The sequence below is a fragment of the Roseateles sp. genome (genome assembly GCF_046300915.1).
Lineage (GTDB): Bacteria > Pseudomonadota > Gammaproteobacteria > Burkholderiales > Burkholderiaceae_C > Kinneretia.
In genome coordinates this window covers 16,483-43,159 of the sequence record NZ_JBKCLH010000192.1, presented here as the reverse complement: position 1 = coordinate 43,159, position 26,677 = coordinate 16,483, and the positions used below count along the sequence as shown (strand labels likewise).

Annotated in this window: 17 protein-coding genes and 1 CRISPR repeat array (1 of these 18 cut by a window edge); of the genes, 6 read left to right on the top strand and 11 right to left on the bottom strand. The window is 67.1% G+C overall.

Translation table 11 applies throughout. The features are described from left to right. Positions 1–81: direct repeats of the CRISPR family, unit length 37 nt (it extends 352 nt beyond the left edge of the window). A gap of 69 nt (positions 82–150) precedes the next feature. Genes cas2 through cas9 form a run of 3 tightly spaced genes read right to left on the bottom strand, consistent with a single transcriptional unit; the run spans position 151 to position 4,530 of the window. Beyond that, entirely contained in the window at positions 151–477 is a 327-nt protein-coding gene (gene cas2, locus ACK5F2_RS14755) for a CRISPR-associated endonuclease Cas2 (protein WP_409865888.1), read from the bottom strand. A gap of 34 nt (positions 478–511) precedes the next feature. Then, positions 512–1,441: a type II CRISPR-associated endonuclease Cas1 gene (gene cas1 / locus ACK5F2_RS14750; RefSeq protein WP_409865886.1), complete on the bottom strand. Its 930-nt coding sequence runs from the start codon at positions 1,439–1,441 to the stop codon at positions 512–514. Between the two features lie 5 nt (positions 1,442–1,446). Further along, entirely contained in the window at positions 1,447–4,530 is a 3,084-nt protein-coding gene (gene cas9, locus ACK5F2_RS14745) for a type II CRISPR RNA-guided endonuclease Cas9 (RefSeq protein WP_409865884.1), read from the bottom strand. 357 nt (positions 4,531–4,887) lie between these two features. Between cas9 and ACK5F2_RS14740 the strand changes: the two genes are divergently transcribed. Both ACK5F2_RS14740 and ACK5F2_RS14735 read left to right on the top strand, forming a co-directional pair. After that, positions 4,888–7,839 carry a fibronectin type III domain-containing protein gene (locus ACK5F2_RS14740; RefSeq protein WP_409865881.1) on the top strand — a complete coding sequence of 984 codons (2,952 nt, stop codon included), beginning with the start codon at positions 4,888–4,890 and terminating at the stop codon, positions 7,837–7,839. 23 nt (positions 7,840–7,862) lie between these two features. Beyond that, positions 7,863–8,429, top strand: a complete 567-nt coding sequence (locus tag ACK5F2_RS14735) for a PEP-CTERM sorting domain-containing protein (RefSeq protein WP_409865879.1) — start codon at positions 7,863–7,865, stop codon at positions 8,427–8,429. A 56-nt stretch (positions 8,430–8,485) separates the two neighbouring features. Here the strand turns inward: ACK5F2_RS14735 and ACK5F2_RS14730 are convergent, their stop codons facing one another. From ACK5F2_RS14730 to ACK5F2_RS14720, 3 genes are all read right to left on the bottom strand, one after another. Then, positions 8,486–9,721: an FAD-dependent monooxygenase gene (locus ACK5F2_RS14730; protein ID WP_409865878.1), complete on the bottom strand. Its 1,236-nt coding sequence runs from the start codon at positions 9,719–9,721 to the stop codon at positions 8,486–8,488. A gap of 132 nt (positions 9,722–9,853) precedes the next feature. Continuing rightward, the gene (locus tag ACK5F2_RS14725; protein WP_409865875.1) at positions 9,854–11,359 is read right to left on the bottom strand and encodes a hypothetical protein; all 1,506 of its coding nucleotides are present in this window, start codon (positions 11,357–11,359) and stop codon (positions 9,854–9,856) included. Positions 11,360–11,509: 150 nt separating this feature from the next. Continuing rightward, positions 11,510–13,249 (bottom strand): alkaline phosphatase D family protein, encoded by a 1,740-nt coding sequence (locus ACK5F2_RS14720; RefSeq protein WP_409865873.1) that lies wholly within the window; start codon positions 13,247–13,249, stop codon positions 11,510–11,512. A 135-nt stretch (positions 13,250–13,384) separates the two neighbouring features. On the opposite strand from ACK5F2_RS14720, the gene ACK5F2_RS14715 reads away from it, so the two are divergent. Next, positions 13,385–14,368: a potassium channel beta subunit family protein gene (locus ACK5F2_RS14715; RefSeq protein ID WP_409865871.1), complete on the top strand. Its 984-nt coding sequence runs from the start codon at positions 13,385–13,387 to the stop codon at positions 14,366–14,368. 58 nt (positions 14,369–14,426) lie between these two features. Beyond that, positions 14,427–17,570 carry a two-component regulator propeller domain-containing protein gene (locus ACK5F2_RS14710; protein ID WP_409865869.1) on the top strand — a complete coding sequence of 1,048 codons (3,144 nt, stop codon included), beginning with the start codon at positions 14,427–14,429 and terminating at the stop codon, positions 17,568–17,570. 6 nt (positions 17,571–17,576) lie between these two features. On the opposite strand, the gene murU is transcribed toward ACK5F2_RS14710, so the two are convergent. From murU to ACK5F2_RS14685, 5 genes are all read right to left on the bottom strand, one after another. Continuing rightward, positions 17,577–18,278 carry an N-acetylmuramate alpha-1-phosphate uridylyltransferase MurU gene (gene murU / locus ACK5F2_RS14705; RefSeq protein WP_409865866.1) on the bottom strand — a complete coding sequence of 234 codons (702 nt, stop codon included), beginning with the start codon at positions 18,276–18,278 and terminating at the stop codon, positions 17,577–17,579. Between the two features lie 55 nt (positions 18,279–18,333). After that, the gene (locus ACK5F2_RS14700) at positions 18,334–20,451 is read right to left on the bottom strand and encodes an ATP-binding protein (protein WP_409865864.1); all 2,118 of its coding nucleotides are present in this window, start codon (positions 20,449–20,451) and stop codon (positions 18,334–18,336) included. Then, a complete protein-coding gene (locus tag ACK5F2_RS14695) occupies positions 20,448–21,026 on the bottom strand; it encodes a response regulator (protein WP_409865861.1) in 579 nt (192 codons plus the stop codon). Before ACK5F2_RS14695 ends, ACK5F2_RS14700 begins: the two co-directional genes overlap by 4 nt. A gap of 39 nt (positions 21,027–21,065) precedes the next feature. Beyond that, the gene (locus ACK5F2_RS14690) at positions 21,066–22,598 is read right to left on the bottom strand and encodes an HD domain-containing phosphohydrolase (protein ID WP_409865859.1); all 1,533 of its coding nucleotides are present in this window, start codon (positions 22,596–22,598) and stop codon (positions 21,066–21,068) included. Between the two features lie 127 nt (positions 22,599–22,725). Continuing rightward, positions 22,726–23,298, bottom strand: coding sequence for a hemerythrin domain-containing protein (locus ACK5F2_RS14685; RefSeq protein ID WP_409865857.1), 573 nt, complete (start codon positions 23,296–23,298; stop codon positions 22,726–22,728). Between the two features lie 130 nt (positions 23,299–23,428). On the opposite strand from ACK5F2_RS14685, the gene tkt reads away from it, so the two are divergent. After that, a complete protein-coding gene (gene tkt, locus ACK5F2_RS14680) occupies positions 23,429–25,471 on the top strand; it encodes a transketolase (RefSeq protein ID WP_409865854.1) in 2,043 nt (680 codons plus the stop codon). A gap of 71 nt (positions 25,472–25,542) precedes the next feature. Further along, positions 25,543–26,541: a type I glyceraldehyde-3-phosphate dehydrogenase gene (gene gap, locus ACK5F2_RS14675; protein WP_409865851.1), complete on the top strand. Its 999-nt coding sequence runs from the start codon at positions 25,543–25,545 to the stop codon at positions 26,539–26,541. The last annotated feature ends 136 nt before the right edge of the window (positions 26,542–26,677 follow it).

The window sequence follows — 26,677 nt, the reverse complement described above, 5'->3', positions numbered from 1 at the left end:
CAGTGACCTAGACTAGGGCAATGGGCCTCAAGACTGGGCAGATAGTTCCGGTCAGAGCGCATATCCCAGTGACCTAGACTAGGTCGGCAGTAACCCCTTGATTCGTCAAGGGGTTTTTGCCTTCTGGGACTTTGAAAACTGCTTGCATGGCTAGAACAAGTCGAACTGGTCGGGCGTTTTTTTGGCTGGCTGTTTGGTCTGCCCCTGGAAGCTGACGATGCGCTCGTACTGCTTGTCGGTGAACTGCAGGATATTGACCTTGCCACCGCTGGGCAAGGCGCTTTCCACCCGTTTGCAGTAGGTCTCGATTTGCGTGTTGCTGGTGCACATGCGCATGTACACGCTGAACTGGCTCATCTCGAAACCCATGTCCAGCAGGGCCTTGCGAAAGTCTGTGGCCGCGCGCCGCTCGGCCTTCTCGACCACGGGCAGATCGAACATCACGACCATCCACATCAGCCGGTAGCCAGTGAGCATGTTGACGATCCCAAGTGGCGGCCCTCGCTTCTCATTACTCGTCTTGGAGTGCGGCGGCCAGCGCCAGCGGCAGGCCGGGCAGCGGCAGGTCCAACTTGTCGCGCTGACCGAGATAGACCTGGGCCAGTGACACGGCGAGCTTCTGCGCGCAGACCATGACCGGCGTCGCGCCTGCCGTGGTCTGCATATCGTCGTAAAGCGTGTGGACCAGGGCGCGCTTGGCTTCCGGCGTCACGAGTTCTTCGCCGTTGCGCTTGAGTTGCCAGACCTTGAGGTCGATCACGGGCCTGAAGGGCTCCATCAGATCGTCCACCAGGCGCATGGCGTTGTTGTCATTGCTGTGATGCAGCCCGATGCTGGGGTGCAGGCCAGCCGCAATGACGGCGCGTGCTGTCGCGGCGCGCAAGACGGTGTAGCCATAGTTCAGCAAGGCGTTGACGCCCCCGCCATCTTGATCGCGCCGGAAGCCGTTGCCGAACAGCAGGCTCCAGTAGCGCCTGGCGCCTTGGGCTTCCAGGTTGTCGGGGTCACCGCTGCGCACTTTGGTGGCGAGGGCCTGTAGCGGAGCGGGTGGCGTGCCCGCAGCCTCCAACGCGGCGGCCTGCTGCTCCAGCTTGGCGCGCACCACGGCGGCCCACATGCGCTTGTGTGTGGGCAGACTGGCGGCGATCTGTGCTTCGATGCGTTTGGACTGTTCGAAATTGCCCTCAATGGGCAGCAGCATGCCCACTGCATTGTGGTTGGCTGCGCACAGTACAAAGGGCGCGCCGCGTTCGGCCAGCGCGACCAGCAGGTTGTTGGTGTAGCTCAGGCCATGCGCATTGGCGATCACGGCGGCGATGTCGTCGAGCGGCACCTGGCCCAGTTCCTTACCCGGACCTTCGGTGTCCTTCACGACCATGAAGCCCCGGTTCATGGCCAAGTGGCGCCGGTCGTCGGCCACCTCGACGATGCGGCCGATCATGTGCGTTACCCTTTGTAGCCGGGGTCGCGAAGATCGCCGATGGGTGAGATGGTGATGCGACGGCCATCAGCCTTCTGCAACGAACCGGCAGTCTTGAAGACATATGCGAGTTCCTTGCTTCTAGTGCGCTTGTCGACGTTTGACTCGTGACACTCAATGAGTGCGAGAGTTCCTGCACTGTTGACGTACGAAAGCCGCATTGTCCGAAGTTGATCGTTGTGCACCAAGCGCAGCGAGTCGCCAATGGTCAGGCGCATGACCAGCGGCTTGCCGCTAACGCTTCGGTGACGGTTGTGCAACTGGGCGACGCCATGTGTCCTGACTACTTGGTAGGCGGCGTAGGTCGAGATTACCTCGCCCTGCCATCGACCACGCTCGTCAATCACTACCTCGATGCAGTAGTTGCTGTCTCCCTTGTAGCCTTTGTAGGGTCGTGGGCTGCCGTCTTCCGCGACGCCGTGCCTTTCTGCAGCCCGCCCATCGCATATAGCAATCACTTTAAGGGCCGATTCCTCCCTCGTGCGCCGGCCATCTATCCACTTGGTCACAGCTACACGGCCATCTCCGAGCAGTGCATATGCCGTGTCATTGTGCATGGCGCCTTCATGTCCATGATCCGGCTTGTGGCTCACCCAGATCGCATGCACCGCGCGACGCACATGCTCGCGGTAGCTGGGCCAGGGGTCGGGCATGGTCTCCACAAGCCTGTCCAAAGCCTTGCCGCGTGCGTCGGCGCTGGCTCGCGCAAAGCGCTGCAGCAGCCCCTGATCGGTGACCGCGATCACGCAAGCGTCTACCGCATGATGGCGGTGATCATTGCGGTTCTTCTCGCCGTCGAGGCCCAGGATGCCGTTGAGTCCGAACTTGGCGCGCAGCATGGCAGTCATCTGGCCAGGGATCACACGAGTACCACCAGGGCAGATCAGGCTCAGGTACTCGCGCGCCACGCGGCTAAGGTGGCGGGTGTCGTTGAGCGCGCGGGCCAGAAAGTCCTTGTCGTCCTTGAGCCACTTCTCGTAGCCGTCTTCAGCAAAGCGCTGGCGCTTGGCGCGCGGCATGCGCTCCGCGCGTTGCAGTATGGCTTCGTAGTCCCAGCCCTGGGCCGCAAAGTCATCGCGCGCCTGCCAGGGCGTGCGATTGCCCTTGACGCGATTGGCTTGGCGCATGGCCACGGTCTTGTTGTTCAGGCCGTCGTCCAGCGTCATCGAGAAGGGCAGGATGTGCTCGACCTCCACTTGTTCGCTCAAGACCATGGCGGCACTGATCTGCACGCCGCTGTAGGGGCAGCGCCGGTCGGCGGTATCAAAGCTCAGCTCTTCCCAGAGGATCAGTTTCTGGATATCGGCCTGGCGCACTCGCTCTTCGGCGATGCCCAGGATGGCGGCAGCATCCTTGCGCAGTCGGTCGTTGCGCTTCTGGTTCTTGGCCTGCTGCTCCTGGGCTTCGCGACGCTGTTCCTGGCTTTGCTTAAGTTCGCGTGCGACCTCGACCACGACCTCGCTGGGGTGGCCGTAGCGCTTGATCAGTGCATTCACGACCACGCGCACCTGGTTCAGCCCGATGTGCACCGTCGGGTTGGCGATGCGGCCGAAGCGCTTCTCAGGTGGATCTGCGGGCTCGCCGGTACCAAAGCCGACATGGCGCTGGAGGTACTCGCCGTAGTAGGGCAACTCCGGCAGGATCTCGCCCGTGCTCGCGGCGTGGCTGATGTGGCTGTGATGCTCGAAGCCGGCGGCCAGCACGGCCTTGTCGTAGGTGATGACCTCGGCCCGCAAGGCCGGCAGGATGCGGGCGAGTGCCTTGGCGCTCAGCGAGCCATAGCCGGGGACGAAATTGGCCTTCTCCGCAATGTGCTCTGCTCGAGCCTCGTCGACGCCACAGTACTTCTGCAGGCGTTTCACGAGCTTGCCCAGGGACTCTTGATTTATGAGTTGCCGGACGATGGCATCCTGCTGTCGCAGAGTCCAGCCATGCCATGCTGCGCCGAAGAACTGCTTTTTGCTTAGCTCCATGCTGGTGGCATTGCCCTTCAGCTCGATGCGCTTGGCGTCGGCCAGGTTGAAGTGCACCGCGCCCGATAAGCCCAGCAGCTTCGGAATTGCCGTCTTGAAAGACTTGGCGCCTGCCTCCAGCGCGGCGACCAGCTTGTCGCGCTGTTCCAGGCTCAGTGCCTCCTCCAGCAGCCGGCCGCCAAGCAGGCGCAGGTGATTGACCTCCTGCAGGATGCGAAAGCGTTGCTGGCTGGGCAGAGCCAATGGCGCCCGCGGCTCCTCCGGGATCAGGGTGCAACGCCCGGGCTTGACCGGGCGCAGCTGGCGCTGGTGCAGCAGGCAGTCCTTCAGGGCGAGGCGGGCGGCCTCGTGGAACTGGGCCGGATTGAGTTCGGCCTGTTTGGCCCACAGTGCATCGAACTCGGCCTCCACCATGGCGCGGTCTACGTAGAGGTCGTAGCTCTTCTCGATGCGATCCTTGCCGCCCTCCCTGGGAATGCGCAGCTCGCGGTAGCGTGCGCGCACCGTCCGCTGCTCGGGGGGCTTGCTCTGATCATTGAGCCGGCGCCACAGCAGCTCGCCCACGGTCCGCGCCTTGCCGTCCACGCCAGACGGGTCCAGCTGGGCGCGCAGCGTGCCAATGGCAGCCTTGAGCGCCCCGCTGTCGTTGTCCTTCTTGTCGGTCTTTCGATTGCTCTTGAAGCCGCGCCGCTGGTTGATATGGAACAGTGCGCGTGCGAATTCCTCGGGGCTGAGGGCCTGATCCAGGCCCTTGGCCCGCAGGGCATAAGGATTGAGCGTTTCCAGCGCCTTGCGCTTCTCCGGCTCAGCCGGGAAGAAGCCGTGCGTGACCAGGGTGCGCATCATGCGCGCCTTGCGCTTGAGCAGGCGGTCGCGGCGCCGCCGCATGGCGCGTGCTTCGCGCCGCGTCACTGCCAGCGAGGAACCGTCCTTGGGGTTGCGTCCGTCCGGGAAAATGCGCACACCGGCGCGGATCACGGCGCAGGGTTCGGCATGGTCTTTGCCCTTGAGCAGCACCATGGCCCAGCCCAAGGAAGTGGAGCCCAGGTCCAAGGCCAGGCGGTATCGAATCGTCATCTTGGCAAGCCCTCCCTGGAGCCAGCGATCTTGTTTTGTCAGCCGTGTTTTATAGCGACAAGACCTGGCACCGGGATTGAGGTTTGTACGAGGTCCGGGCGCATTGCGCGCCGGTTAAGATGACGACATCCGATCACTGGGATATGCGCTCTGGACGCTAACAAGCTGAAAGATGCACCAAATGGAAGGCCGCGAAGTCGCAAGACGCGCGGCCTTCGTCTTTTCCGAGGATGCTTGCCTGGGTTCGCAAGGCTTTGCATGAGTCCTTTCGGACCATCCCTCCCTCACGCCGTCGTCATACCCGGCTGCTGCAATGCGCGCCTGTTTTTGGCTGGCTGCGTTGAGCACTTCACCATCATGATTTCCACCTTCTTTGGCGCAGGGCGCTTGCTGCGCGCTCTGCTTGTCTTGCTGGGCAGCCTGCTGTGCGGGTCCGCGGCGCTTGCCGCCGAACTGCAGCCCTATCTGCAGACCCCCACGGCCAACTCGATCTGGGTGACTTGGAAGACTGAGGAGGGCAGCGAGTCGGTGGTGGAGTTCGGCCCGGATGGCGGGCCGCTGCTGCGCCGTGCCACCGGCGCGCCCCAGGTGCTGGCGGCCAATTACCGCTTGCATGGCGTGCAGCTGACGGGCCTGCAGCCCGAGACGATTTACAGCTATCGCGTGCGCACCGGCAGCCAGGTGTCGCCGGTGTATCGCTTCCGCACCCAGCCCACGGCGGCGCGCAAGAGCGGCCACTTCCGCATCCTGGTGACCGGCGACCATCAGCTGCGCAATGATGACCGCCACACGCCGCTGCTCAAGGCGGCCAAGGCCAAGATCGAGTCGATGACCGGCCTGCCGCTGGAGGAGTCGGTGCAGCTGATGCTGAACAACGGCGATCAGGTCGATGTGGGCACGCTGGACCACTACGAGTTCGTGCACATGAAGCCCTCGTCGGTGGTGTCGGGCAATCTGGCCATCATGATGGCGCTGGGCAATCACGAGACCTATTACGACCCGGGCCTGGTCAACTGGCGTGCGCACACCGAGTACGACAAGATCAGCTACCAGGGCATTCCGGCCGCGGCCGATGAGAGCTACTACGCGCACCAGGTCGGCCGCGTGCTGCTGGTCTACACCAACTCCGAACACAGCTTTGCGGCCCAGACCGAGTGGCTGCGCAAGGTGGTGGCGGCTGCCAATGCCGACCCCGATGTGGACTGGGTGATCAGCGTGGTGCACCGGCCCTACCAGGCCGAGCAGTATGTGGGCGACATCTCCAGCTGGTTCCGCGACACGGCCATGCCCATCCTGGCCGGCACGCGCAAGCATGTGCTGAACATCGGCGCACACCACCATCTCTATGCCCGCGGCCAGACGCGCGATTGGCCCGTCTATCACCTCATCAGCGGCGGCACGGCCTGGGACCAGTTCTGGGGCCAGTCGACCGAGCGCGATATGGATGATGTGCAGAAGACCATCGCCAACTGGACCTGGCAGCTGATCGACTTCGATCTGGGTGCGCGCACCATGAAGGTCTCGTCCTATGCCGTGGGCCACCCCAAGCTGGGCTTCGCCTATGACAACCGTCTGGTGGACGAGTTCGAGCGTCATCTGGACGCCGCGCCGCCGCTGCAGCCGGTGCTGGACGGTGTGAGCGATGGCGCCACGCTGAGCCTGCCCCACGCCTTCAAGCTGGGGGGCTACCAGTCGCCCTCGGGCATGGCTCTCAACAGCACGCAGTTCCAGATCGCGCGCGATGCCGCCTTCTCCAGCAAGGTGGTGGACCTGATCCGCGATGTGGAGAACCTCTATGGCGATAGCGGCGCGCCGCACTACGAGCCGGTGGACATCCATGCCGGCCTGGACATCGAGCGCTATGCCGTCGGCCCCAACGGCCTGAACAACGGCCGCTACTACATCCGTGCCCGCCACCGCGACGCAAATGCCGAGTGGTCGCCCTGGACGCCGACCTACAGCTTCACCGTGCAAGGCAGCTCGGACGGCGACCCGGCCCTGCGCCTGGCCAAGAAGGTTTGGCCGGCCGCTGAGCCCGTGGTGATCGAGCACCTGAACGGACGCGGCAAGCCCAAGGACTGGGTGGGCATCTACCGCAAGAGCCAGAAGCCCGGCGCGGGCTCGCCCGCGGTGAAGTGGGCCTATGTGTCGGGCGCCAATGGTCGGCTGAGCTTCAGCGGCCTGGCCGCCGGGGTGGAGTACTACGCCGCCTTCTTCACCGACGACAGCTTTACCGAGATCGCGCCGCGTGCCGCCTTCTATGTGGGCAGCCCCGCCACGCTGAGCATCAACAAGACCCAGTTCAATGTGGGCGAGCGCCCCAGCATCGGCTGGAGCGGCGCGCCCGGCGGCGCCAAGGACTGGATTGGCATCTACCGCGTCGGCCAGGAGCCCGGCGCCGTGGGCTCCACCAGCTGGGCCTATGCGCCCAGCGCCGCGGGCAATGTGAGCCTGGGCGCCCTGGACAAGGGCTACTACTACGCGTCCTTCATGATCAATGACGCCTACTTCGAGATCTCGGAGCGCCTGCCCTTTGCCGTGGGCAGCGAGATCGCGAGTGTCAGCCTGGTCAAGACCGCCCTGGCCAGCGGTGAGCGCCTGGAGATCCGCTTTGCCGATGGTCCGGCCACGGCCAAGGACTATATCGGTGTGTTCCGCAAGGGCGCCAAGCCCGGCATCGACCTGCTGGTGAGCTATTCCTACGTGGATGGCCGCGCCAGCGGCAGCCTCTCGCCCACCGAGGCCCTGCCGGACGGCGAGTACTTCCTGGCGCTCTACATCAACGACTCCTACACCGAGGTGTCCAACCGCGTGGCCTTTACCGTGGGCGCCGGCAGCGAGCCTCCGCCCCCGCCGCGCGTGCTGGGCGTGGCGCGCAACCTGATCCGCACCGGCGAGACGCTGAACGTCAGCTGGTCCGGCATGCCGGGCGGGGCCAAGGACTGGGTGGGCGTCTACCGCGCCACTCAGACCCCGGGCAGCGGCAGCCCGGCCCTGCAGTGGCGCTATGCCGCAGGTGCTGCCGGCAGCACCGCCTTCAGCGGCCTGGGCGCTGGCGAGTACTACATCGCCTTCCTGCTCAATGATGGCTATCAGGAGGCCGCTCCGCGTGTGCCTTTCGCGGTGCGCAAGCTGGGCGATATCAACGGCGACGGCCTCATCAACGCGAGCGACCGCGATCTGCAGCGCGCTGCCCTGGGCAGCTGCGAGGGCGATACCCGCTACCAGCCGCTGGCCAATTTCGATGGCGACAAGTGCATCACCCAGGCCGATTACAAGCTCTGGTATGCCTTGTTCACGCGCCAGTGAGGCATTGAATCAAGGAGTTCCACATGAAGAAGATCAACAAGTTCCTGCTGGCCGCATCGCTCGCGGTGCTGGGCCTGTCGTCGGCCCAGGCCGCCAGCCTTTCGATCTCTGGCACCACGGCGGCCACGGTCGGTCAGAGCTTCACCCTGGATGTGGCGCTGTTGCAGCCTTTTGACGGCGAGCGCGCGGGTGATGAGCTGCTGGCCTTTGGCCTGGGTCTGAGCTTTGACAGCAGCCTGCTGGCCCTGAGCGGCGTGAGCCTAGCCACGGCTTGGTCGGACGACTCGGCCCTGACGGGCGTCCCGATCTCGGGCTCGGCCTTTCCGGGTGTGGCCGATGCCGGCCAGGCCTCGCTGCAGCTGGCCACCCTGTCCTTCAAGGTGCTGGGTGCGGGCCAAGCCCAGGTCAGCCTGCTCAGCCAGTACGGCGCGGGCAATCTGAACCACGGCCTTGTCTATCTGACGGCGCCCACCCTGGATGTGCAGACCGGGCACAGCATTGCGCTGGCCGTGCCCGAGCCGGCCAGCCTGGCCCTGATGCTGGCCGGTCTGGCCGGTGTTGGCCTGATGGCGCGGCGCCGGCAGGGCTGAACCTGGTTCCTGGCTCAGTCTTGCAGACCGCGCTTGTCGCGCGAGACGCGCCCGGCTCAGCGCCGCCCGAACATCATCTGCCGGGCCAGGGCGTTTTTCAGCGGGGGCAGGGCTTGCAGGGCCGCGAGGCCCAGGCCGCGGGCGATGGGCAGGCCGGGCCAGCGCCAGGCAAAGCTGCGGGCCAGGAAGTCGGTGGTGGCGATCATGCTCCAGCGGTCGGGCGCACGCTGCCATGCCACGCTGTTCAGGGCGCGGTCCAGATCGGCCTGGTCGCGCAGGGCCTGGACCAGGGCATAGGCATCGCGCAGGCCCAGGTTCAGACCCTGGCCGGCCACCGGGTGCAGGGTCTGGGCGGCGTTGCCAATGCGCACGGTGCGGCCCGCCACCAGGCTGCGCTCGGCGTTCAGGCCGAGGGGGAAGCACTTGAGCGGCGAGATGCCTTGCAGGCGCCCCACGCGCTCGGGCAGCAGGCTCTGGATCACGGTCAGGCGCTGCGCGTCGCTGAGTGAGCCAATCTCGTCCTCGGCCTGTGGCATGCACCAGACCAGGGCCGCGCGGCGCTGGCCCTCGCGGGGCCTCAGGGGCAGCAGGGCCAGGGGTCCGTTGCGGGTGAAGCGCTCATAGGCCAGGCCGGGCGGGCTGTCGGGTGCCAGGGTGAGGGTGCCCACCCAGGCGTTCTGGTGGTAGTCATGGCTCAGGCTCTTGCGCGACTGCTCGGCAAACACGCCGCCCTCGGCCACCACGGCCAGGTCATAGGCCTCGACGATGCCGGCATCGATCTCAACGCCACGCTCCATGGGCTTGATGGCGGCCACCGGCTGGCCGAAGCGGCTGAGCAGGCGCTGCGGCTCGCGGGCCGTGGCGGCCTGCCAGGCGGCTTGCAAGGGGGCGACCAACTGGCCGTAGCTGAGCACGGCGCCCAGCTGGGGCTGGCCCAGCTCGCGGGCACTCAGGCGCACCACGGGCTCGCCCTCGGCGCCGAAGAGCGGGTGCCGCAGCGTGGGCGCGGCCTGGCTCACATGCACCTCGTGAATGGCTTGGGCGACGTCGCTCGGCCAGGCCTCCAGGCGCTGCAGCAGCTGCACGCTGCCCAGGGCCAGGGCCAGGGTGCGCGGATCGCCGCTGATATCGCGTTCCAGCGGGCGGGCATCGAAGAGCGTGATCTGGGCCTGGGGCAGGCTGCGCGCGGCCAGCAGGGCCAGGGTCAGGCCGGCCGGTCCGGCACCGACCACGGCCAGGCGCAGCGGGGCGCGGCTGGCAAGAGGGGCGGCGGGATCGGAGGCGGTAGGCATGGATTCTGGGCGTGTTGCGGGGCGAGATGACGGGACTATAGCCAGCCCGTGCGGGACGAAAAAAAGCCCCGCGGGCGGCGGGGCTCCTTCAGGGTTTGTTGAAGGCTTGTCGTGTGCCCTCTACCAGCGGGCTCAGCTGGCGCAGGCGCCCCAGGTCTTGCCCTGGTCCGCGCTGCAGTCCTTGCGGCTGGTGCCGTCGGCCTGGACGCTGCTGCGGGTCCAGGGGCCGGTATTGCTCTTCTCGATGGTGATGCGCAGCTGGCTGTCGTCGGTCGAGCGCTTGAGCCAGCTGAACACGGGGAGCTTGACCTCGTCCTCGAAGCGGTAGCCGCTGGCGGCCATGCGTTGGATCACGCTGTTGAAATCCAGCTGGGCGCTCTTGCCCTGCAGCTTCTCCCAGTCCTTGAGCAAGGCGTGTTCGGGCTGCTCGGCGTAGAAGCGCAGATTGCTCAGATAGGACACGCGGCCCACCCGGTAGTCGGTGTAGTACTCGCGCAGGCCCACGGGGCCGGGGCTGGCCGTATGGGCCGCGTTGAAGCAGGCTTGCGGGTCGGCCTCGCGCTTGGGGTCCTCGTAGTGCACCACCAGCTCGTAGCGCACGCCGTCCTTGCTTTGCTCTACGGCCTCGTTGAGCTTGCAGAGGTAGTCGCTGCCGTCGTTCTGGAAGTTGTGGGCGGTGCGGGTGGTCTTGAGCGTGGCGGCACCCCAGGGCTGGTTGTCCTGGCGGCGCAGATTGAGCACGCGCTGGATCTTGCTCAGGCTTTCGTCCAGCACCACCCATTCATTGAGGTAGCCGCTGGGGAGCCAGACCGAGGCGTTGCGATACCAGACGCCGGCCTGGTCGTCGAACTGGCGCGTGCCGCGGCCGCGGTAGACCTCGGCGCGGATGAAGGTGGCCTCGGGGTACTGGGCGTGCAGCTTCTGCTTGTGGGCATAGCCGGCCTTCAGACCCTTGACGATGTCCTGGGCCAGCTTGTAGCTCTGCTCGTCCTTGGACTTGATGAAGTCGTCATGGATGCGCGCCTCCGACAGATTGTGGCGGCTCACCAGCTCGCCCATCACGGTGCGGATTTCGTTGATCAGCTGTTCGCGCAGCTGCTGGTTCGCGCGCAGCTGTTCGCAGCTGCTGAGATTGGGCGTGCTGGCGCTGAGGCGGGTGCGCACCTGGTCCCAGATGGCCGAGGTCAGCGGCGAGATGTGCAGCACCTGGTCCACGCTGATGGGCTGCAGGCGTGGTGCGATGGCCATCTGATAGGCCTCCTTCACCGGGCCGCTGTCCTCGTCGGTGGCGCCCACGGGCACGTCGACGTAGAGCGTGGCGTAGGGCAGGCAGGCGCGCTGGGCCTCGCTCAGCTCCAGCTGGTAGGCGCCGGCGGCCTTGGAGACGGTGGAGGGTTCGTCGGCGTCCTTCACGTGGTTGCCGTTGACGTCCAGCCAAACGGTGGCGCCGCTGACATAGCCATCGATCACCTTGCCGCCCACCACGGCCATGGGGGCGGGCTTGCCGGGTGCCGGCGTGGCGGGCGTGCTGCTGGCGCCCTCGCTGCCGCCACCGCCCCCACCGCCGCAGCCCGTGCCCATCAGGGCGATCAGACCTGCGGCGCCCAGCGCGCTCCAGCGCTGGCTGTACCGGCTCATGACCATGCCTTCCTCACTTCACTTTTGATGAAAGTGCGGGAGTCTAGGTAGGCGAGGCTGCCCCCCTCACAGGGTAGACCCTCGGCCACCCTTGGGGGGGAGGGGCGCGCGCGCCGCGCCCCGCCGCGCGGCGGGACGCTTCACGCGCGCTCAGGCCGCGACCAGCTTGCGCTGACCGGCGCCCGGCAGCACCTTGAGGCTCTTGCCCAGGCTGGCGCTGAAGTCGCGGCTGGTGACGGTGTTGACGAAGATCCAGTCGCTGCGGCACTCGGCGGGCGTGGCCGTCACGACCATATAGCCGCGGCGTGAGGTGTCGCAATACTCCAGCGGACCGATCAGCTGGGTGAGCGCGGCGGCCAGGGTCTGGGGGTTCTCCTTGGGAAGATAGACCTCGAAGCCCGGCGAGCTGACCGAGGAGGTGGCGAACTCCACGCCGATCTGCTTGCCCGTGCGGTCCTTGAGATCGCTGGCCCAGGCGTTGTGCGTGTCGCCGGCCAGCACCACCAGGTTCTTGTCCAGCTGGCTGGCGGTGGCCAGCAGGGTTTCACGGGCCACGGCATAGCCGTCCCAGGCATCGAGGTTGTAGGGAATGCTGGGCTGGGCCAGGATGGCGCGCTCCTGGGCCGTGAGGCTGGCCGGATTGCTCTGGGCCTTGGCCGCGATGGCGGCGTACACACCCACCGAGACGCCCGTGCCGGGATTGTTGGCCTCGAAGAGGATGGGGGCCGGGATGTCCATGCGGCCCATCAGCACCTGCTGGCCCAGCACCTGCCAGGTGGCGCGCGAGCCGGCCAGCTGCTGCTGCAGCCACTGGCTCTGGGCGGCACCCAGCAGCTGGCGGTCGGCGCGCGCCATATCCGTCTGGAAGGCCGTGGCATTGAAGCTGCCCTTGGCGTCGATATAGCTGGCGTAGTCCAGCTGCTGGTCGCGGGCAATCACGCGGGTGTCCAGCATGTGCAGGGCCAGCAGATCGCCGAAGGCGAAGCTGCGGTAGATCTGCTCGCGGTTGCTGGCGCTGCGGATGGGCAGCCACTCGTGGAAGGCCTGGATGGCGGCGGCCTTGCGGGCGGCGAAGTCGCCCTCGGTGGCGGCCTGGTGGTTCTCGGCGCCGTTCTTCCAGGTGTCGTTGGTGATCTCGTGGTCGTCCCAGACGGCGATCATGGGCAGGGCGGCGTGCAGGGCCTGCAGATCGGCATCGCTGCGGTACTGGGCGTAGCGGCGGCGGTAGTCCTCCAGGCTGGTGATCTCCTTGGCCGGTTCCACCTCGCGGCCCATGGCCTTGGCCTTGTCGCTGGCATAGCCGTCGCGGCCGTATTCATAGATGTAGTCGCCCAGATGCAGGGCCACATCCACGGCCTCGGCCTCGGCGCGGCGGGCCAGATCGGCATAGACATTGAAGTAGCCGGCCGGGTAGTTGGAGCAGGAGAACACGGCCAGCTTGACCTGGTTCACCGCGCCCTGGGGCAGGGTGCGGGTGCGGCCCACGGGCGAGGTCTGGCCATAGGCGGCAAAGCGGTACCAGTAGCGCTGGCCGGCTTTCAGGCCGGTGGCGTCCACCTTGACGCAGAAGTCGCTGGCGGCCGTGGCCAGGCTGTCGCCGCTGGCCACCAGGCTGGCGAAGTTGGCGTCGCTGGCCACTTCCCAGCGCAAGGGGATGTCGCGCAGATCGGCGCTGTCCTGGGCGCGCACGCGGGTCCAGAGGATCACGCGGTCGGCCAGGGGGTCGCCGCTGGCCACGCCATGGGCGAAGCTCACCGCGATATCGCTGTCGCCGCCACCGCAGCCGGGCAGGCCGACCAGGGCGCCGGCGGCCAGGGCCAGACCGCCACGCACAAAGTCGCGGCGGCGGGGTTCTTGGGCTTGAAGAAGATTGTGCAAGGGCTTGCTCATGGCGGGGCTTGTGGAGTGGACTGCAAAGGCGCGGATTCTTCGTGCGGCCCGTGACAGATGCGCGACAAGTCCGAGACCGTGCCGCCGCTGTTGCGCTACCCTCACGCCCATCGTCTTTGGAGTAGGTTCCCTAGCATGCAATACCGTCGTCTGGGCCGCAGCGGCCTGCAGGTATCCGAGCTCTCCCTGGGCTCCTGGGTCACGTATCACAAGCAGGTGGATACCGCCGCCGCGGTGGAGATGCTGGCGGCCGCCTTCGACGCCGGGGTCAACTTCTTCGACAACGCCGAGGTCTATGCCCTGGGCAAGAGCGAGGAGATCATGGGCGCGGCCTTCAAGCGCCTGGGCTGGGGGCGGCACCGCTATGTGGTGTCCACCAAGTTCTTCTGGGGCCTGGACCGCGAGGCCGAGCCCAGCGTGAACTTCCGTGACACGCTCAACCGCAAATACCTGATGCAGGCCATGGACGCTTCGCTCAAGCGCCTGCAGCTGGACTTCGTGGACCTGATCTACTGCCACCGGCCCGACCCCCACACCCCCATCGAGGAAACCGTGTGGGCCATGAGCGACCTGATCCGCCAGGGCAAGGCGCTCTACTGGGGCACCAGCGAGTGGAGCGCGGCCGATATCCGCGCCGCCTGGGAGATTGCCGAGCGCCACCATCTGCACAAGCCGGTGATGGAGCAGCCGCAGTACAACCTCTTCCACCGCAAGCGGGTGGAGCAGGAGTACGCCCGGCTGTACGAGGACCTGGGCCTGGGCCTGACCACCTGGAGTCCGCTGGCCTCGGGTCTGCTCACCGGCAAGTACCGCAGCGGCATTCCCGAGGGCACACGCGGCGCCATGGAAAACATGGCCTGGCTGCGCGAGCAGCTGCAGGACCCCGCCAAGAACGCCGCCGTGGCGCAGCTGGAGTCCCTGGCCGCCGAGCTGGGCGGCCATGTGTCCCAGCTGGCCATTGCCTGGGTGAACCGCAACCCGCGCGTCTCCACCGTCATCCTGGGTGCCAGCAAGCTGACCCAGCTTCAGGACAATCTGGGCGCCCTGGCGCTCACGCCCAAGCTCACCCCCGAGGTCCTGGCCCGCATGGACGAGATCTGCCTGCCCCTGGCGCAGTGAGGCGCCGCGGGCACTCGGTCTTCGCGGGCAGCACCTCGGGCAGAGGCTAGGATGGGCCATGTCTTTGCTCATTAGCGCGCGCCGGCGCCTCGTCTTGCTGGGCGTTTGCGGGCTGCTTCTGGCCAGCGGCCTGCTGCCGAGCGCGGGGCTGGCGCAGGCGGAGCTGGCCGCGCCGCGCTTCGACACCGTGGGCGACGCGAGCACGGTGCCGCAAAGCGTGGTCTCGGCCCTGGCCGAGGACCAGCAGGGCCTGTTGTGGATCGGCACGGGCGCGGGCCTGGTGCGCTACGACGGTCATGGCTTCAGGCAGCTGCGGATCAAGAGCCAGCTGCAAAAGACCGGCGCCCTGGGATTTGTCCGGGTGCTGCACCTGGCGCGCGACGGTCGGCTCTGGGTGGGCACCGAGTCGAACGGCCTGGTGGTCGTGGAGCCGCGCAGCGAGAACCTGCAGGTCTATCGTCATGACCCGGCCCTGCCCGAGGGCATGCCCGCGGGCACGGTGCGCAGCCTGGCGGAGGATGCCCAGGGCGGCATCTGGATCGGCACCATAGGCCATGGCCTGGCCCGCCTGGACCCGGCCAGCGGCCGCTTCAGCCACATCCATCGCGCACAGGCCGCCTCGGGGCTCAAGGACCATCGCATACCGGCCCTGCTGATCGACAAGGCGGGCGCACTCTGGGTGGGCACCTGGTCGGGGCTGAAGCGGCGCGGGGTGGGCGCCGATCGCTTCGAGCTCATGGCGCCCGAGCTGGAGGGGCAGATGGTTGCCGCACTGTTCCAGACCGTGGAGGGCCGCATCTGGGCGGGTACACAGCAGGGCGGACTGCTGCTGCTCGACGCCCTGGGCCGCAGCCTGCGGCTGCTCTCGCGCCCCGAGGATGGGAGCGGCCCGGTGCATGGCGTGGTGGAGCTGGAGGACGGCCGGGTCTGGGTGGCGCGAGGCAGCGGCATCGAGCTGCGTGATCGCGACGGGGCGCTGCTGCGCCGTATCGTCCATGCCCGCCTCGATCCACTGGGCCTGGGCAGCAATGAGGTGCGCGCCCTGCTGCGCGACCGGGCCGGTTGGCTCTGGGTGGGCAGCTATGGCGGCGGCCTGCAGCGGCACAACCCGCTGGACACCGGCATCTGGGTGCGCGGCCCCGAGAGCCGGCCGGGCAGCGTGTTCGAAGATGTCAATGCGCGCAGCCTGCTGCAGCTGGACACGGGGCAGATCTGGGTGGGCACGGGCGAACGGGGCCTGGCCGTGCTGGACGAGCGCCTGCGCCTGATCGGCGAGCTGCAGCCGGGACAGGGTGGTTTTGGGGGGCGCCGCATTGGCGGCATGGCCCAGACCCGCGATGGCCGCATCTGGCTGGGTGCCGACGCCGATCTGTACGAGCTGGACCGCCAGCGCCGCGTGCTGCAGCGCCAGAGCCTGGGTTCGGGGCGGGTGCGGCGCATGCTGGCCGGCGCGCAAGGCGAGCTCTGGGTGGCGACCCAGGATGGCTTGCTGCGTCTGCAGCAAGGACAGTTGCGGCGCCTGGAGCTGGAGGGGGAGCAGCGCCTGAGCGGCGACGTCAATGCCCTGGTCCAGGACGCCGAGGGCGGTCTCTGGGTGGGCACCGAGCAGGGCTTGCTGCGGCTGCCGCCCGGCGGCTCCGCGCTGCAGCGCGTGCCGACCCGCTCGGGCGCGGCTCTGGCACCCGGTGCGGTGCTGGGCCTGCTATTGGATCGCAGCGGCCGACTCTGGGTGGACACGGCCGAGGGCCTGCACCGCATGCGCAGCTGGGACGGGCGCGAGGCCAGCTTTGAGGCCGTGGGGACGGGCTTTGTCGGGCGATCCTTCGGGGCCAATCTGCTGGAGGATGGCCAGGGCCGCATCTGGTCCCAGCAGTTCGTGCACGACCCGGCCTCCGGCAGCACGCATGAACTGACCCCCGCCGACGGCGCCGACATTGGCACCGGCTGGTTCCGCGCCTATGTGCAGCTGCGGGATGGGCGCATGCTCTTTGGAGGTAGCAAGGGGCTGTTGGTGGTGGAGCCCCAGCGCTATGCGCCCTGGAGCTATGAGCCGCCGCTGGTGGTGTCCGAGCTGCTGGTGGATGGGCAGCCCCGCGGCCTGGGTGAGCTGAGCCAGGGCCTGGTGCTGCGCCCAGGTGAGCGGCGCTTTGCCATCGAGTTCGCGGCCCTGGATTACAGCGCGCCGCAGCGCAGCAGCTACGCCTACCGCTTGCAGGGCTACGAGAACGACTGGATCAGCAGCCAGGCCAATGTGCGCGTGGCGGCCTACGGCAATCTGCCGCCAGGGCAGTACACCCTGCAGGTGCGCGCCACCAACCGCAGCGGTCTATGGAGCCGGCATGAGCTGGCCATTCCGGTGCGGGTGGAGCCCGCCTGGTGGCAGCAGTGGTGGCTGCGCGCCCTGGGCCTGCTGGCGAGCTTGGCGGCCATGGTGGGTGTGGTGCAGCTGCGTACCCTGGTGCTGCGCCGCCGCCAGGCCCAGCTGGAGGCGCGGGTGCGCGAGCGTACGGCGGAGCTGGAGGCCGCCACGCGGGCGCTGCAGGAGGCCAGCCTCACCGATCCGCTCACCGGCCTGCGCAACCGCCGCTTTCTGGATCGGCATATCGAGCAGGACATCGCCCTGGTCCTGCGCCGGCATGAAACCGCGCGCCGCCAGGGTGGAGCCCCGGTCGAGGAGGGTGATCTGCTCTTCTTCCTGGTCGATCTGGATCGCTTCAAGGACTTGAACGACAGCCGCGGCCATGCCGCGGGGGATGCGGTGCTGCAGCAGATGCGCGGCCGGCTCAGCCCGGTGTTTCGCGACAGTGACTACCTGCTGCGCTGGGGCGGGGAGGAGTTCCTCATCGTGGCGCGCGAGACCTCGCGCCGGCATGCGGCCGAGCTGGCCGAGCGTGCCCGTGCCGCCGTGGCGGATCAGCCCTTTGACCTGGGCGGCGGGGCCTGTGTGTCCATGAGCTGCTCCATTGGCTTTGTGGCCTTTCCCTTGCTGTCCGAGCTGCCGCGCGCCCTGGACTGGTCGCTGACCCTGGGCCTGGCGGATGCGGCGCTTTATCGCGCCAAGAAGGACGGGCGCAATACCTGGGTGGGGCTGACCGAGCTGCCCTGGCGCGATGAGTACAGCCTGCGCCCCTGGTTGCGACGTGCGCCCAGCGAATGGCTGGAGAGCGGGGAGCTGAGCCTGCTCAGGCCGGCTCAGCCCTGAGCCCGCTCAGGGTCTGGTGCCGGCGTTGAGCGCGGCCAGGCGCTGCGCTGTGCCCACATCGGTCCAAGGCCCGCGGTAGTGCCGCGCGCCCAGGCGGCCCTGGGCAATGGCGGCCTCCAGATAGGGGCGCAGCCGCGCTGCCTGCCCGGGCGGCACGGCGGCAAAGAACTCGCGCCGGTACAGGCCCACGCAGGACCAGGTGTAGCGCTGCGGCGCGTCCAGCAGGGCCAGGCCCTCGGGGCTGATGCCAAAGTCGCCCCCCGGGTGGTGTTCGGGGTTGTCCACCATCCAGAGCTCGGCCAGGCGCGGGCCCTGCACGAATTGCCGGGCGGCCTCGGTGTCGAATTCAAAACCGGGCAGAAAGACATCGCCCGAGACCACCCAGAAGCTCTCGTCGCCATCGGCCGTGAGCTGGGGCAGGGCGCGGGCGATGCCGCCGGCCGTTTCCAGTGCGCCGCCGCAGTCGCGGCCCTCAAAGCTGTAATGCAGGCGCAGGCCCCAGCGGCTGCCATCGCCCAGGGCGGCGGGGAACTGCTCCTCCAGCCAGGCGCAGTTGATGACGATGTCGCGCACGCCGGCGCGGGCCAGGGCCTCGAGATGCCAGACGATGAGCGGCTTGCCCCGCACCGAGATCAGGGGCTTGGGGCAGTGGTCGGTCAGCGGCCGCAGGCGCTCCCCGCGCCCGGCCGCGAGGATGATGGCTCGCATGGGCGGCGAGTGTAGCGAGGCCGGCGCGGCGACCAGGTCGGGCGGCTTACTGGCTCTAGGGCCCGGCCACCGGGACCCAAACCTTGAAGCAGGTGCCCTGGCCCGGTGTTGAAACGACCTCGATCACCCCGCTGTGCTTCTGCACGATGGAGAAGGCCAGGGACAGACCCAGCCCGGTGCCCTGACCGACGGGCTTGGTCGTGAAGAAGGGTTCGAAGATGCGCCGCTGCACCTCGGGGGGCATGCCCTTGCCGTTGTCGGCCACCTCGATCCACACGCCCTGTCGCCCATCGCGAGCCTCGCAGCCGCTGCGCAGCGTGATGAGGCCGCGCTTGCCTTCCATGGCATGTGCCGCATTGACGATCAGGTTCATGAACACCTGGTTGAGCTGGCCCGCCAGACAGCGCACCGGAGGCAGCTGACCGTAGTGCCGTTCCACATCGGCGCGGTACTTGACCTCGTTCATCACCACATTCAGCGTGGACTCGATGCCGGCGTTGATGTCCGCGTCTTGCCAGTCCGCCGAATCCACCCGCGAGAAGTCCTTCAGGTCCTGCACGATCTTCTTGACCCGGCTCAGGCCATCCTCGCTCTCGCGCAGCAGCTCCGGCAGGTCTTCGGCGATGTAGTCAAGATCGGCGGCCTGTTCGAGCGCGCCGATCTCGGGGTCCGCCGACAGCTCGTCGCGATGGCGCCCGTATACCGACACCAGCTTGAGCAAGGCTTCGACGTAGCGCCGCAGCGATCCCAGGTTGGAGCTGACAAAGCCGATCGGATTGTTGATCTCGTGCGCCACGCCCGCGGCCAGCTGACCGATGGAGGCCATCTTCTCGGACTGGAGCAGCTGGTTCTGGGCCTCTTCCAGGCGGCGGTTGGTTTCCTTGATGTTGCGGTAATTGAGCACCAGCTGCTCTTGGGCGCGCATGACCTCGGTGCGGTCCTGCAGCAGCCACCAGACCGAGGCCTGGGGGTCTTCCGCATTGGTGGTGTAGGCAATCATCTGCACCCAGATGGGCGTGCCGTGCTCGGTCTTGAGCCGCATCTCGTGGCTGAGTGAGCGGCCTTGAGCCAGGGTGTCCCGCATCAGCCGGCTGAGCTCCTTGAAGCCGTCCTCGTCAAGGAAGAAGCGCTTGGCATCCAGCTCTCCGCTGACAGAGTCTTCCAGCTCAAAGATCTCGACAAACTTGCGGTTGCAGCGCGTGATGTGGGTGCCGCGGGTGGCGATGATGCCCACGGACGCGTTTTCCAGGAAGGCATCGAGCTCGTGATTGCTCAGCAGCAGCTCGGCGGTGCGCTGGGCCACCATGGATTCCAGCTCGGCCTGGTGCCGGCGCAGCTGCTCCTCGGCCGTGCGCCGTGCCGTCACATCCAGCAGCGTTTCAATGGCGCCTACCACCCGGCCCTCGATGTCTCGCAGTGGCGTGGCCGTGAACGAGACCCAGCGGTCCTTGCCCCCCAGGTTCTCGAAAAAGCCCTCGCATTCCCAGGTGTCGGGCAGGGTGGCATGGGCGTGCAGCTGGGGCCCGTACTGGGCGGGGCCATCGCGCTCCACGGTGCCGTCCACCACCATATCGGCCAGCACCGGCCTCTGGGTCGTGGAGAAGGCGCGCCAGGCCTCTTTGCGTCCGATGAGCTCGTGAGCCGCCACACCCGCCAGTCGTGCTGCGGCCGCATTCCAATGCGTGACGCGATGGTTGGCATCGATCACGAAGGTGGGGACCGGATCATTTTCAATGATCTGCTGCATGGCGCGCCCCATTTCCAGCAGGCTGTTCTGCACATGGCGAATGTCGCTGAGGTCCTGGCAGGTCAGTACGACCAAGCCCGGACCGTTCGCGCTGCTGCTCAGGTATTGGGCCGTGACCTCGAGATAGCGTCGCGTCCCGCCCGCGCTCAGGGCCTCGATTTCCAAGGCGGGCATGGCCTCGGCACTGGCCAGGCAGCGCAGCCCGTAGTCGCGCAGCATGGCTTGCTGCTGCGGTTCCGCCCAGTGTTCCGGGGTGAGCAGTTCAAGCTCCGCGCTGCTGCGACCGATCAGTCGCTGCATCGCGCTGTTGGCAAGGCAGATGCGCTGTCCGTCATGGACCAGTACGGGTGCCGCCACGGCCTCCAGGGCGGCCGCCAGTCCGACCGGAACCGGGCCACCCCTGGGAAGCTCGTGACTCGCATTCATGGCCACACGCTGTCCTGCCCCATGGGGTCGAGGACATAAGCACCGTCGTCGCTCCACCGGACCTTGGTGATGCCTGGCTCCAGGCGCTCCAGCCGGCGCCGTTCCGCCTCCTGGGGACTGATTTCTCGCCGTGCCAAGCGCTGCTGCTCGGCCAGGATCTCGGTCTCGCGCGCCGACTTTTGCTCCTGGAGCAGGGCGCGAACCCCGTACAGCAGCTCGCGCTCGTTCCAGGGCTTGGTGAAGAAGCGCGTGATCTGAGCTTCGTTGATGGCGGCCAGCAGGCCCTCGCTGTCGGTGTAGCCAGACAGAATGACGCGGCGGCAGTGGGGCTGCAGTTCACGCAGCTGGGCCAGCAGGCTGGCACCGTTCATGCCGGGCATGCGGTAGTCGCTGATGACCAGGTCAAAGTGCTGCTCGCAGCTGCGTGCCAGCGCGGCTTGGGGATCGGTGAAGGTCTCGACTTGCAATGCCGGCCATAGACCTTCTGCTGTGCCTTGTCGCAATGAGCGGGACAAGGCCTTGACGATGCTGGGCTCATCATCGACAAGCAAGATTCGGTGTGGCACCTGACTCATGACGGCTTACCTCCTGGGGCTGGGGTTCTACAGCGGATCTCAGGCGTGCTGTGGCCGCGGTGCACGCCCATCGACGGCCGGCGCGCCGCCGGGCTTCTTGGCGGGTTTGTCCATCTTGACGAAGTAGCGCAGCGCAACCTGGTCCCGGGCTTCGAGCTTTTGCACCTGGGCCAGCAGCTGGGCGGTGAACCTGAACCCCACCGGCAGCAAGGTGCTGCCCTGCGGACTGAGCAGCGCACGCGCCAGAACCATGCCCGGCTTCAGGCTCTGGCTGTCCAGTTCGACCACGGCATCGCTCTCCGCGATCAGCTCGGGCAGGATGGCATTGAAAGCCTCGGTGAGTTCGGGGGCGTAGTGCTGATCGGCGGTCTCGGCAATCAGGGTGCCGGCCTCCTGCACCGAGTACTCCTTTTCGGCCAGCCGTCCGGCAATCAGCGACTCAAAGGTGCTGGCCAGATTGATGATCTGCGACCCGAGCGGCACCTCATAGCCCGAGAGTCCATCGGGGAAGCCGTGTCCGTCCACGCGCTCGTGCTGTGACCGGATGATCAGGGCCGTCTGGTGCAAGCGGCCCAGCGGCATCAAGGCGGCCTGGGCTTGCAGTGGGTGGCGCTTGTAGCGCTCGAACTCGGCGCCCGTCATCAGCGAGACCGTCTTGTTCATCAGGCCGTCGGGCAGGCCGATCTTGCCGATCTCGTGCAGCAAGCCGGCGTTGTAGATGTCGACCTTTTCGATGGCCCCGAGCTTCAACTGTTCGGCCAGGCGCTGCGCCAGCGCGGCGACCTTGTGACCATGCCCGGAAACGCTGCCGTCGCGCAGCTCCAGCAGGGCAGAGAACACGCTGATCGACATGGCGAAGTTCTCTTCAAGCAGTGCGTTTGCGTGCTGCAGCTTCTCGTTCGTCTGTTCCATCTGCAGGTTCGCCGCAGCCAGGCTGGCATTGCTCTGTTCCAGCTCGGCGGTGCGTTCCTTGACGCGGCGCTCCAGCTCCAGATTGCTGTTGGAGAGCTGGTGATTGCTGGCTTCAAGCTGCTCGTTGAGGTCTTCCAGCAGCGTGTTGGCCGCCTGCAACTGCTCGTTCTGGTCCTGGGTCAGGGCCAGCAGGCGCTGGTTCTCCTGGCGCAGCCGGCGGCGCTCCAGGCCTTCTCGCACGGCCAGCAGCAGCTCCTGATCGTCCCAGGGCTTGGCGATATAGCGCTGGATCTCGCCCTGGTTGATGGCGGCGATGGTGGAGCCGATGTCTGCGTAGCCGGTGAGCAGCAGCCTGGCGACCTCGGGCCAGCGCTCGCGCACGGCTTGCAGCAGCTGGGCACCGTCCATGCCTGGCATGCGCATGTCCGACAGCACCAGGTCCACCGGTTCCTGCTCCAGGATCTGCAAGGCGGCCGCACCGCTCTCGGCCAAGATGATCTTGTGGCCCAGGGGGCGGAACAGGCGGCGCAGGGCGCTGAGGATGGAGGGCTCGTCGTCAACGAAGAGGAGCACGGCTTGCGGCGCCGTCTGCGCGGCAAGGCCCTCAACGGCCGTCGGTCCGTTGCTGCCGGGATTGCTGTGAGCAAGGGGCGCTTCCATGATGGACTCCTGTCGGCCCGAACGCTGCCTGCAGGGGCTGGCATTTCAGGCTTGTCCCGATTTTGCGCCCAAGTGATAAAAATGCTAGCTCTATCTCCTCAATCTCTGCCGCACCGCGCGAATTAGTTCACACGCGCACCGGCCCCAGCCCCAGGGGCGGCGGCACCAAGCTCAGGATGCGCTGGAACAGGCCCTCGTAGGCGGCATCCGGCACGCCGCCCGTCAGCGGGTCGCGCTGGCTGGTGAAGGCCGCGTCAAGCTCGGCCCAGTCCGGTGCTTTCAGCACGCGATGGGCCAGGGGCAGGATCTCGCGCTCCTCCAGGGCCATATGCTGCAGATAGCCGTCCACATAGCGTTGCACCGCGCGCTCGAAGCCCGGCCGTCGCGTCTCGCCCAGCAGCTCATAGGCCAGCAGCTCGTGCTGCAGGGCGCGCACGGCGCGCTCACCCCGGGCGTGATCGGCGTCCAGCTTGTCCAGCAGCTCCCGGGATTGCGGGGCCAGGGCGCGCAGCCTGGGGAAGAGCAGCTCGCTCTCATGCGGGTGGTGGCGCCGCTCGGGGAACTCGTCCACATAGAACAGCATGGCGCGCAGGGCGTCGAAGTCCGGCCGTGGCTGCCGGGCCAGCAGCCGCACGGTTTGCAGCACGGCGCTCAGAGCGTCGTGCTCGGCTCGGATGATGTGCAGGGTTTCCGCTTCCATGAGGGCCTCCGGAGTGCAGACCTCACGATGGCAGGGCGCTCGCCGGGCGACCTTGCCCCAGGTCAATCCGGAACCAGGTCGGCGGCCAAGTAAAATTCTGGGTTTACCCCTAACTCCTGCCTTCCACACCATGGCCAATCTCGCCGCCGCACCCAATACATCCCAGATGGCCAACGCGATCCGAGCGCTGGCCATGGACGCCGTGCAGGCGGCCAACTCCGGCCATCCGGGCGCGCCCATGGGCATGGCCGAGATCGCCGTGGCCCTGTGGAAGCGCCATCTGCGCCACAACCCCGGCAACCCGCTGTGGGCCGACCGTGATCGCTTCGTGCTGTCCAACGGCCATGGCTCCATGCTGATCTACGCCCTGCTGCATCTGAGCGGCTACGCGCTGAGCATCGAGGACCTGAAGGCCTTCCGCCAGATGCACAGCAAGACCCCGGGCCACCCCGAGGTGGGCATCACCCCCGGCGTCGAAACGACCACCGGCCCCCTGGGTCAGGGCATCACCAACGGCGTGGGCCTGGCTCTGGCCGAGAAGCTGCTGGCCAAGGAGTTCAACCGCGACGGCCATGCCATCGTGGACCACCACACCTATGTCTTCCTGGGCGATGGCTGCCTGATGGAAGGCATCAGCCACGAGGCCTGCTCGCTGGCCGGCGCCTGGAAGCTGAACAAGCTGATCGCCATCTACGACGACAACGGCATCTCCATCGACGGCCAGGTCGCGCCTTGGTTCGTGGACAACACCGCCCAGCGTTTCGAGGCCTATGGCTGGAACGTGATCGGCCCGGTGGACGGCCATGATGTGGACGCCGTGGACGCCGCCATTGCCGCCGCCAAGAAGAGTAGCGACAAGCCCAGCCTGATCATCGCCAAGACCACCATCGGCAAGGGCAGCCCCAACCGCGCCGGCACCGCCAAGGCCCACGGCGAGGCCCTGGGTGGCGAGGAGATCAAGCTGACCCGCGAGGCCATCGGCTGGGCCCACGAGCCCTTCGTCGTGCCCGCCGAGGTCTATGCCGATTGGGACGCCAAGACCAGCGGTGCCGCGGCCGAGCAGGCCTGGGACGAGCGCTTCGACGCCTATGCCGCCGCCCACCCCGAGCTGGCCGCCGAGTTCCAGCGCCGCATGGCCGGCGTGCTGCCCGAGAACTTTGCCCAGACCGCCGTGGACGCCGTGCTGGCCGCGCATGAGAAGGCCGAGACCGTGGCCAGCCGCAAGGCCAGCCAGCTGGCCCTGGAGCACTTCACCGCGGCCCTGCCCGAGCTGCTGGGCGGCTCGGCCGACCTGACCGGCTCCAACCTGACCAATACCAAGAGCACGCCTGCCCTGCGCTTTGACGGCGGCGAGTCCAACGGTGGCCGCCACATCAACTACGGCGTGCGCGAGTTCGGCATGGCCGCCATCATGAACGGCGTGGCCCTGCATGGCGGATACATCCCCTACGGTGGCACCTTCCTGACCTTCAGCGACTACAGCCGCAACGCCATCCGCATGGCCGCGCTGATGAAGCAGCGCGTGATCCATGTCTTCACCCACGACTCCATCGGTCTGGGCGAGGACGGCCCCACCCACCAGTCCATCGAGCATGTCTCCAGCCTGCGCCTGATCCCGGGCCTGGATGTCTGGCGCCCGGCCGACACCACCGAGACCGTGGTGGCCTGGACCATGGCCCTGGCCAATGCCCAGCGTCCCAGCGTGCTGGCCCTGAGCCGCCAGAACCTGGCCTACGCGCCCAAGACCGCGGTGGACGATATCGCCAAGGGCGGCTATGTGCTGGCCGAGCCCAAGAAGGGCAAGGCCCGCGCCGTCATCATGGCCACCGGATCCGAGGTGCAGCTGGCCCTGGCCGCGCAAGCCCAGCTGGCCGAGGCCGGCATCCCGGTGCGCGTGGTCTCCATGCCCAGCACCAATGTCTTTGACCGCCAGGACGCCAAGTACAAGTCCAGCGTGCTGCCCGAGAAGCTGCCGCGCATCGCGGTGGAAGCCGGCGTCAGCGACTTCTGGTGGAAGTACCGCTGCGCCGCCGTGGTGGGCATCGACAGCTACGGCGAGTCGGCCCCGGCCCCGGTGCTGTTCAAGCACTTCGGCTTCACGGCCGAGAATGTGGCCGACACGGTCAAGGTCGCCGTCGGCGCGGCCCGGCTGAAGGCCCCCAAGAAGAAGTGATGCGAGAGGGGTGCGTGAGCGCCCCTTTTCTTTTTTGATTTCGGCTTTGTTTTTATCTTTAGGAGACTGACGTGACGATCAAGATCGGTATCAACGGCTTCGGCCGCATCGGCCGCATGGTGTTCCGCGCTGCCATCGCCAACTTCAAGGACATCGAGGTGGTGGGCATCAACGACCTGTTGGAGCCCGACTACCTGGCCTATATGCTGAAGTACGACAGCGTGCATGGCCGCTTCAAGGGCGATGTGGCCGTGGACGGCAACACCCTGATCGTCAACGGCAAGAAGATCCGCCTGACCGCCGTCAAGAACCCGGCCGAGCTGAAGTGGGATGAAGTCGGTGCCGACATCGTGGTCGAGTCCACCGGCCTGTTCCTGACCAAGGAAACCGCCGAGGCCCACCTGAAGGCCGGCGCCAAGAAGGTCATCATGTCGGCCCCGTCCAAGGACGACACCCCGATGTTCGTCTACGGCGTGAACGACAAGAGCTACGCCGGCGAGGCCATCATCTCCAACGCCAGCTGCACCACCAACTGCCTGGCCCCCGTGGCCAAGGTGCTGAACGACAAGTGGGGCATCAAGCGCGGCCTGATGACCACCGTGCACGCTGCCACCGCCACCCAGAAGACCGTGGACGGCCCCTCCAACAAGGACTGGCGCGGTGGCCGCGGCATCCTGGAGAACATCATCCCCAGCAGCACCGGCGCCGCCAAGGCCGTGGGCGTGGTGATCCCCGAGCTGAACAAGAAGCTGACCGGCATGTCCTTCCGCGTGCCGACCTCGGATGTGTCCGTGGTCGACCTGACCGTGGAGCTGAACAACGCCGCCAGCTACGCCGAGATCTGCGCCGAGATGAAGGCCCAGGCCGCGGGCGCCCTGCAAGGCGTGCTGGGCTATACCGAGGACAAGGTGGTGGCCACCGACTTCCGCGGTGAGAGCTGCACCTCGGTGTTCGACGCCGAGGCCGGCATTGCCCTGGACGGCACCTTCGTCAAGGTCGTGGCCTGGTACGACAACGAGTGGGGCTACTCCATCCAGGTGCTGGAGATGGCCCGCGTGGTGGCCAAGTAAGGCCTACGCTGCATCCGCACTCAAAGGCCCCGCAAGGGGCCTTTTTTCATGGAGATACGGCGCCTCAGCAAACCTTTTTCACACTGGGGCTTGGGATGCCCGGCCTACACTGGGGCGCTGTTTCGCAGGAGTCTTC

What these genes read in the sequence shown, in the direction of transcription:
- cas9 (WP_409865884.1), bottom strand. Translation starts at nt 4,530, where the DNA reads ATGACGATTCGATACCGCCTGGCCTTGGACCTGGGCTCCACTTCCTTG.
- ACK5F2_RS14715 (WP_409865871.1), top strand. Translation starts at nt 13,385, where the DNA reads ATGCAATACCGTCGTCTGGGCCGCAGCGGCCTGCAGGTATCCGAGCTC.
- murU (WP_409865866.1), bottom strand. Translation starts at nt 18,278, where the DNA reads ATGCGAGCCATCATCCTCGCGGCCGGGCGCGGGGAGCGCCTGCGGCCG.
- cas2 (WP_409865888.1), bottom strand. Translation starts at nt 477, where the DNA reads ATGCTCACTGGCTACCGGCTGATGTGGATGGTCGTGATGTTCGATCTG.
- ACK5F2_RS14695 (WP_409865861.1), bottom strand. Translation starts at nt 21,026, where the DNA reads ATGAGTCAGGTGCCACACCGAATCTTGCTTGTCGATGATGAGCCCAGC.
- tkt (WP_409865854.1), top strand. Translation starts at nt 23,429, where the DNA reads ATGGCCAATCTCGCCGCCGCACCCAATACATCCCAGATGGCCAACGCG.
- ACK5F2_RS14725 (WP_409865875.1), bottom strand. Translation starts at nt 11,359, where the DNA reads ATGAGCCGGTACAGCCAGCGCTGGAGCGCGCTGGGCGCCGCAGGTCTG.
- ACK5F2_RS14740 (WP_409865881.1), top strand. Translation starts at nt 4,888, where the DNA reads ATGATTTCCACCTTCTTTGGCGCAGGGCGCTTGCTGCGCGCTCTGCTT.
- ACK5F2_RS14700 (WP_409865864.1), bottom strand. Translation starts at nt 20,451, where the DNA reads ATGAATGCGAGTCACGAGCTTCCCAGGGGTGGCCCGGTTCCGGTCGGA.
- ACK5F2_RS14730 (WP_409865878.1), bottom strand. Translation starts at nt 9,721, where the DNA reads ATGCCTACCGCCTCCGATCCCGCCGCCCCTCTTGCCAGCCGCGCCCCG.
- ACK5F2_RS14735 (WP_409865879.1), top strand. Translation starts at nt 7,863, where the DNA reads ATGAAGAAGATCAACAAGTTCCTGCTGGCCGCATCGCTCGCGGTGCTG.
- cas1 (WP_409865886.1), bottom strand. Translation starts at nt 1,441, where the DNA reads ATGATCGGCCGCATCGTCGAGGTGGCCGACGACCGGCGCCACTTGGCC.
- ACK5F2_RS14720 (WP_409865873.1), bottom strand. Translation starts at nt 13,249, where the DNA reads ATGAGCAAGCCCTTGCACAATCTTCTTCAAGCCCAAGAACCCCGCCGC.
- ACK5F2_RS14710 (WP_409865869.1), top strand. Translation starts at nt 14,427, where the DNA reads ATGTCTTTGCTCATTAGCGCGCGCCGGCGCCTCGTCTTGCTGGGCGTT.
- ACK5F2_RS14685 (WP_409865857.1), bottom strand. Translation starts at nt 23,298, where the DNA reads ATGGAAGCGGAAACCCTGCACATCATCCGAGCCGAGCACGACGCTCTG.
- ACK5F2_RS14690 (WP_409865859.1), bottom strand. Translation starts at nt 22,598, where the DNA reads ATGGAAGCGCCCCTTGCTCACAGCAATCCCGGCAGCAACGGACCGACG.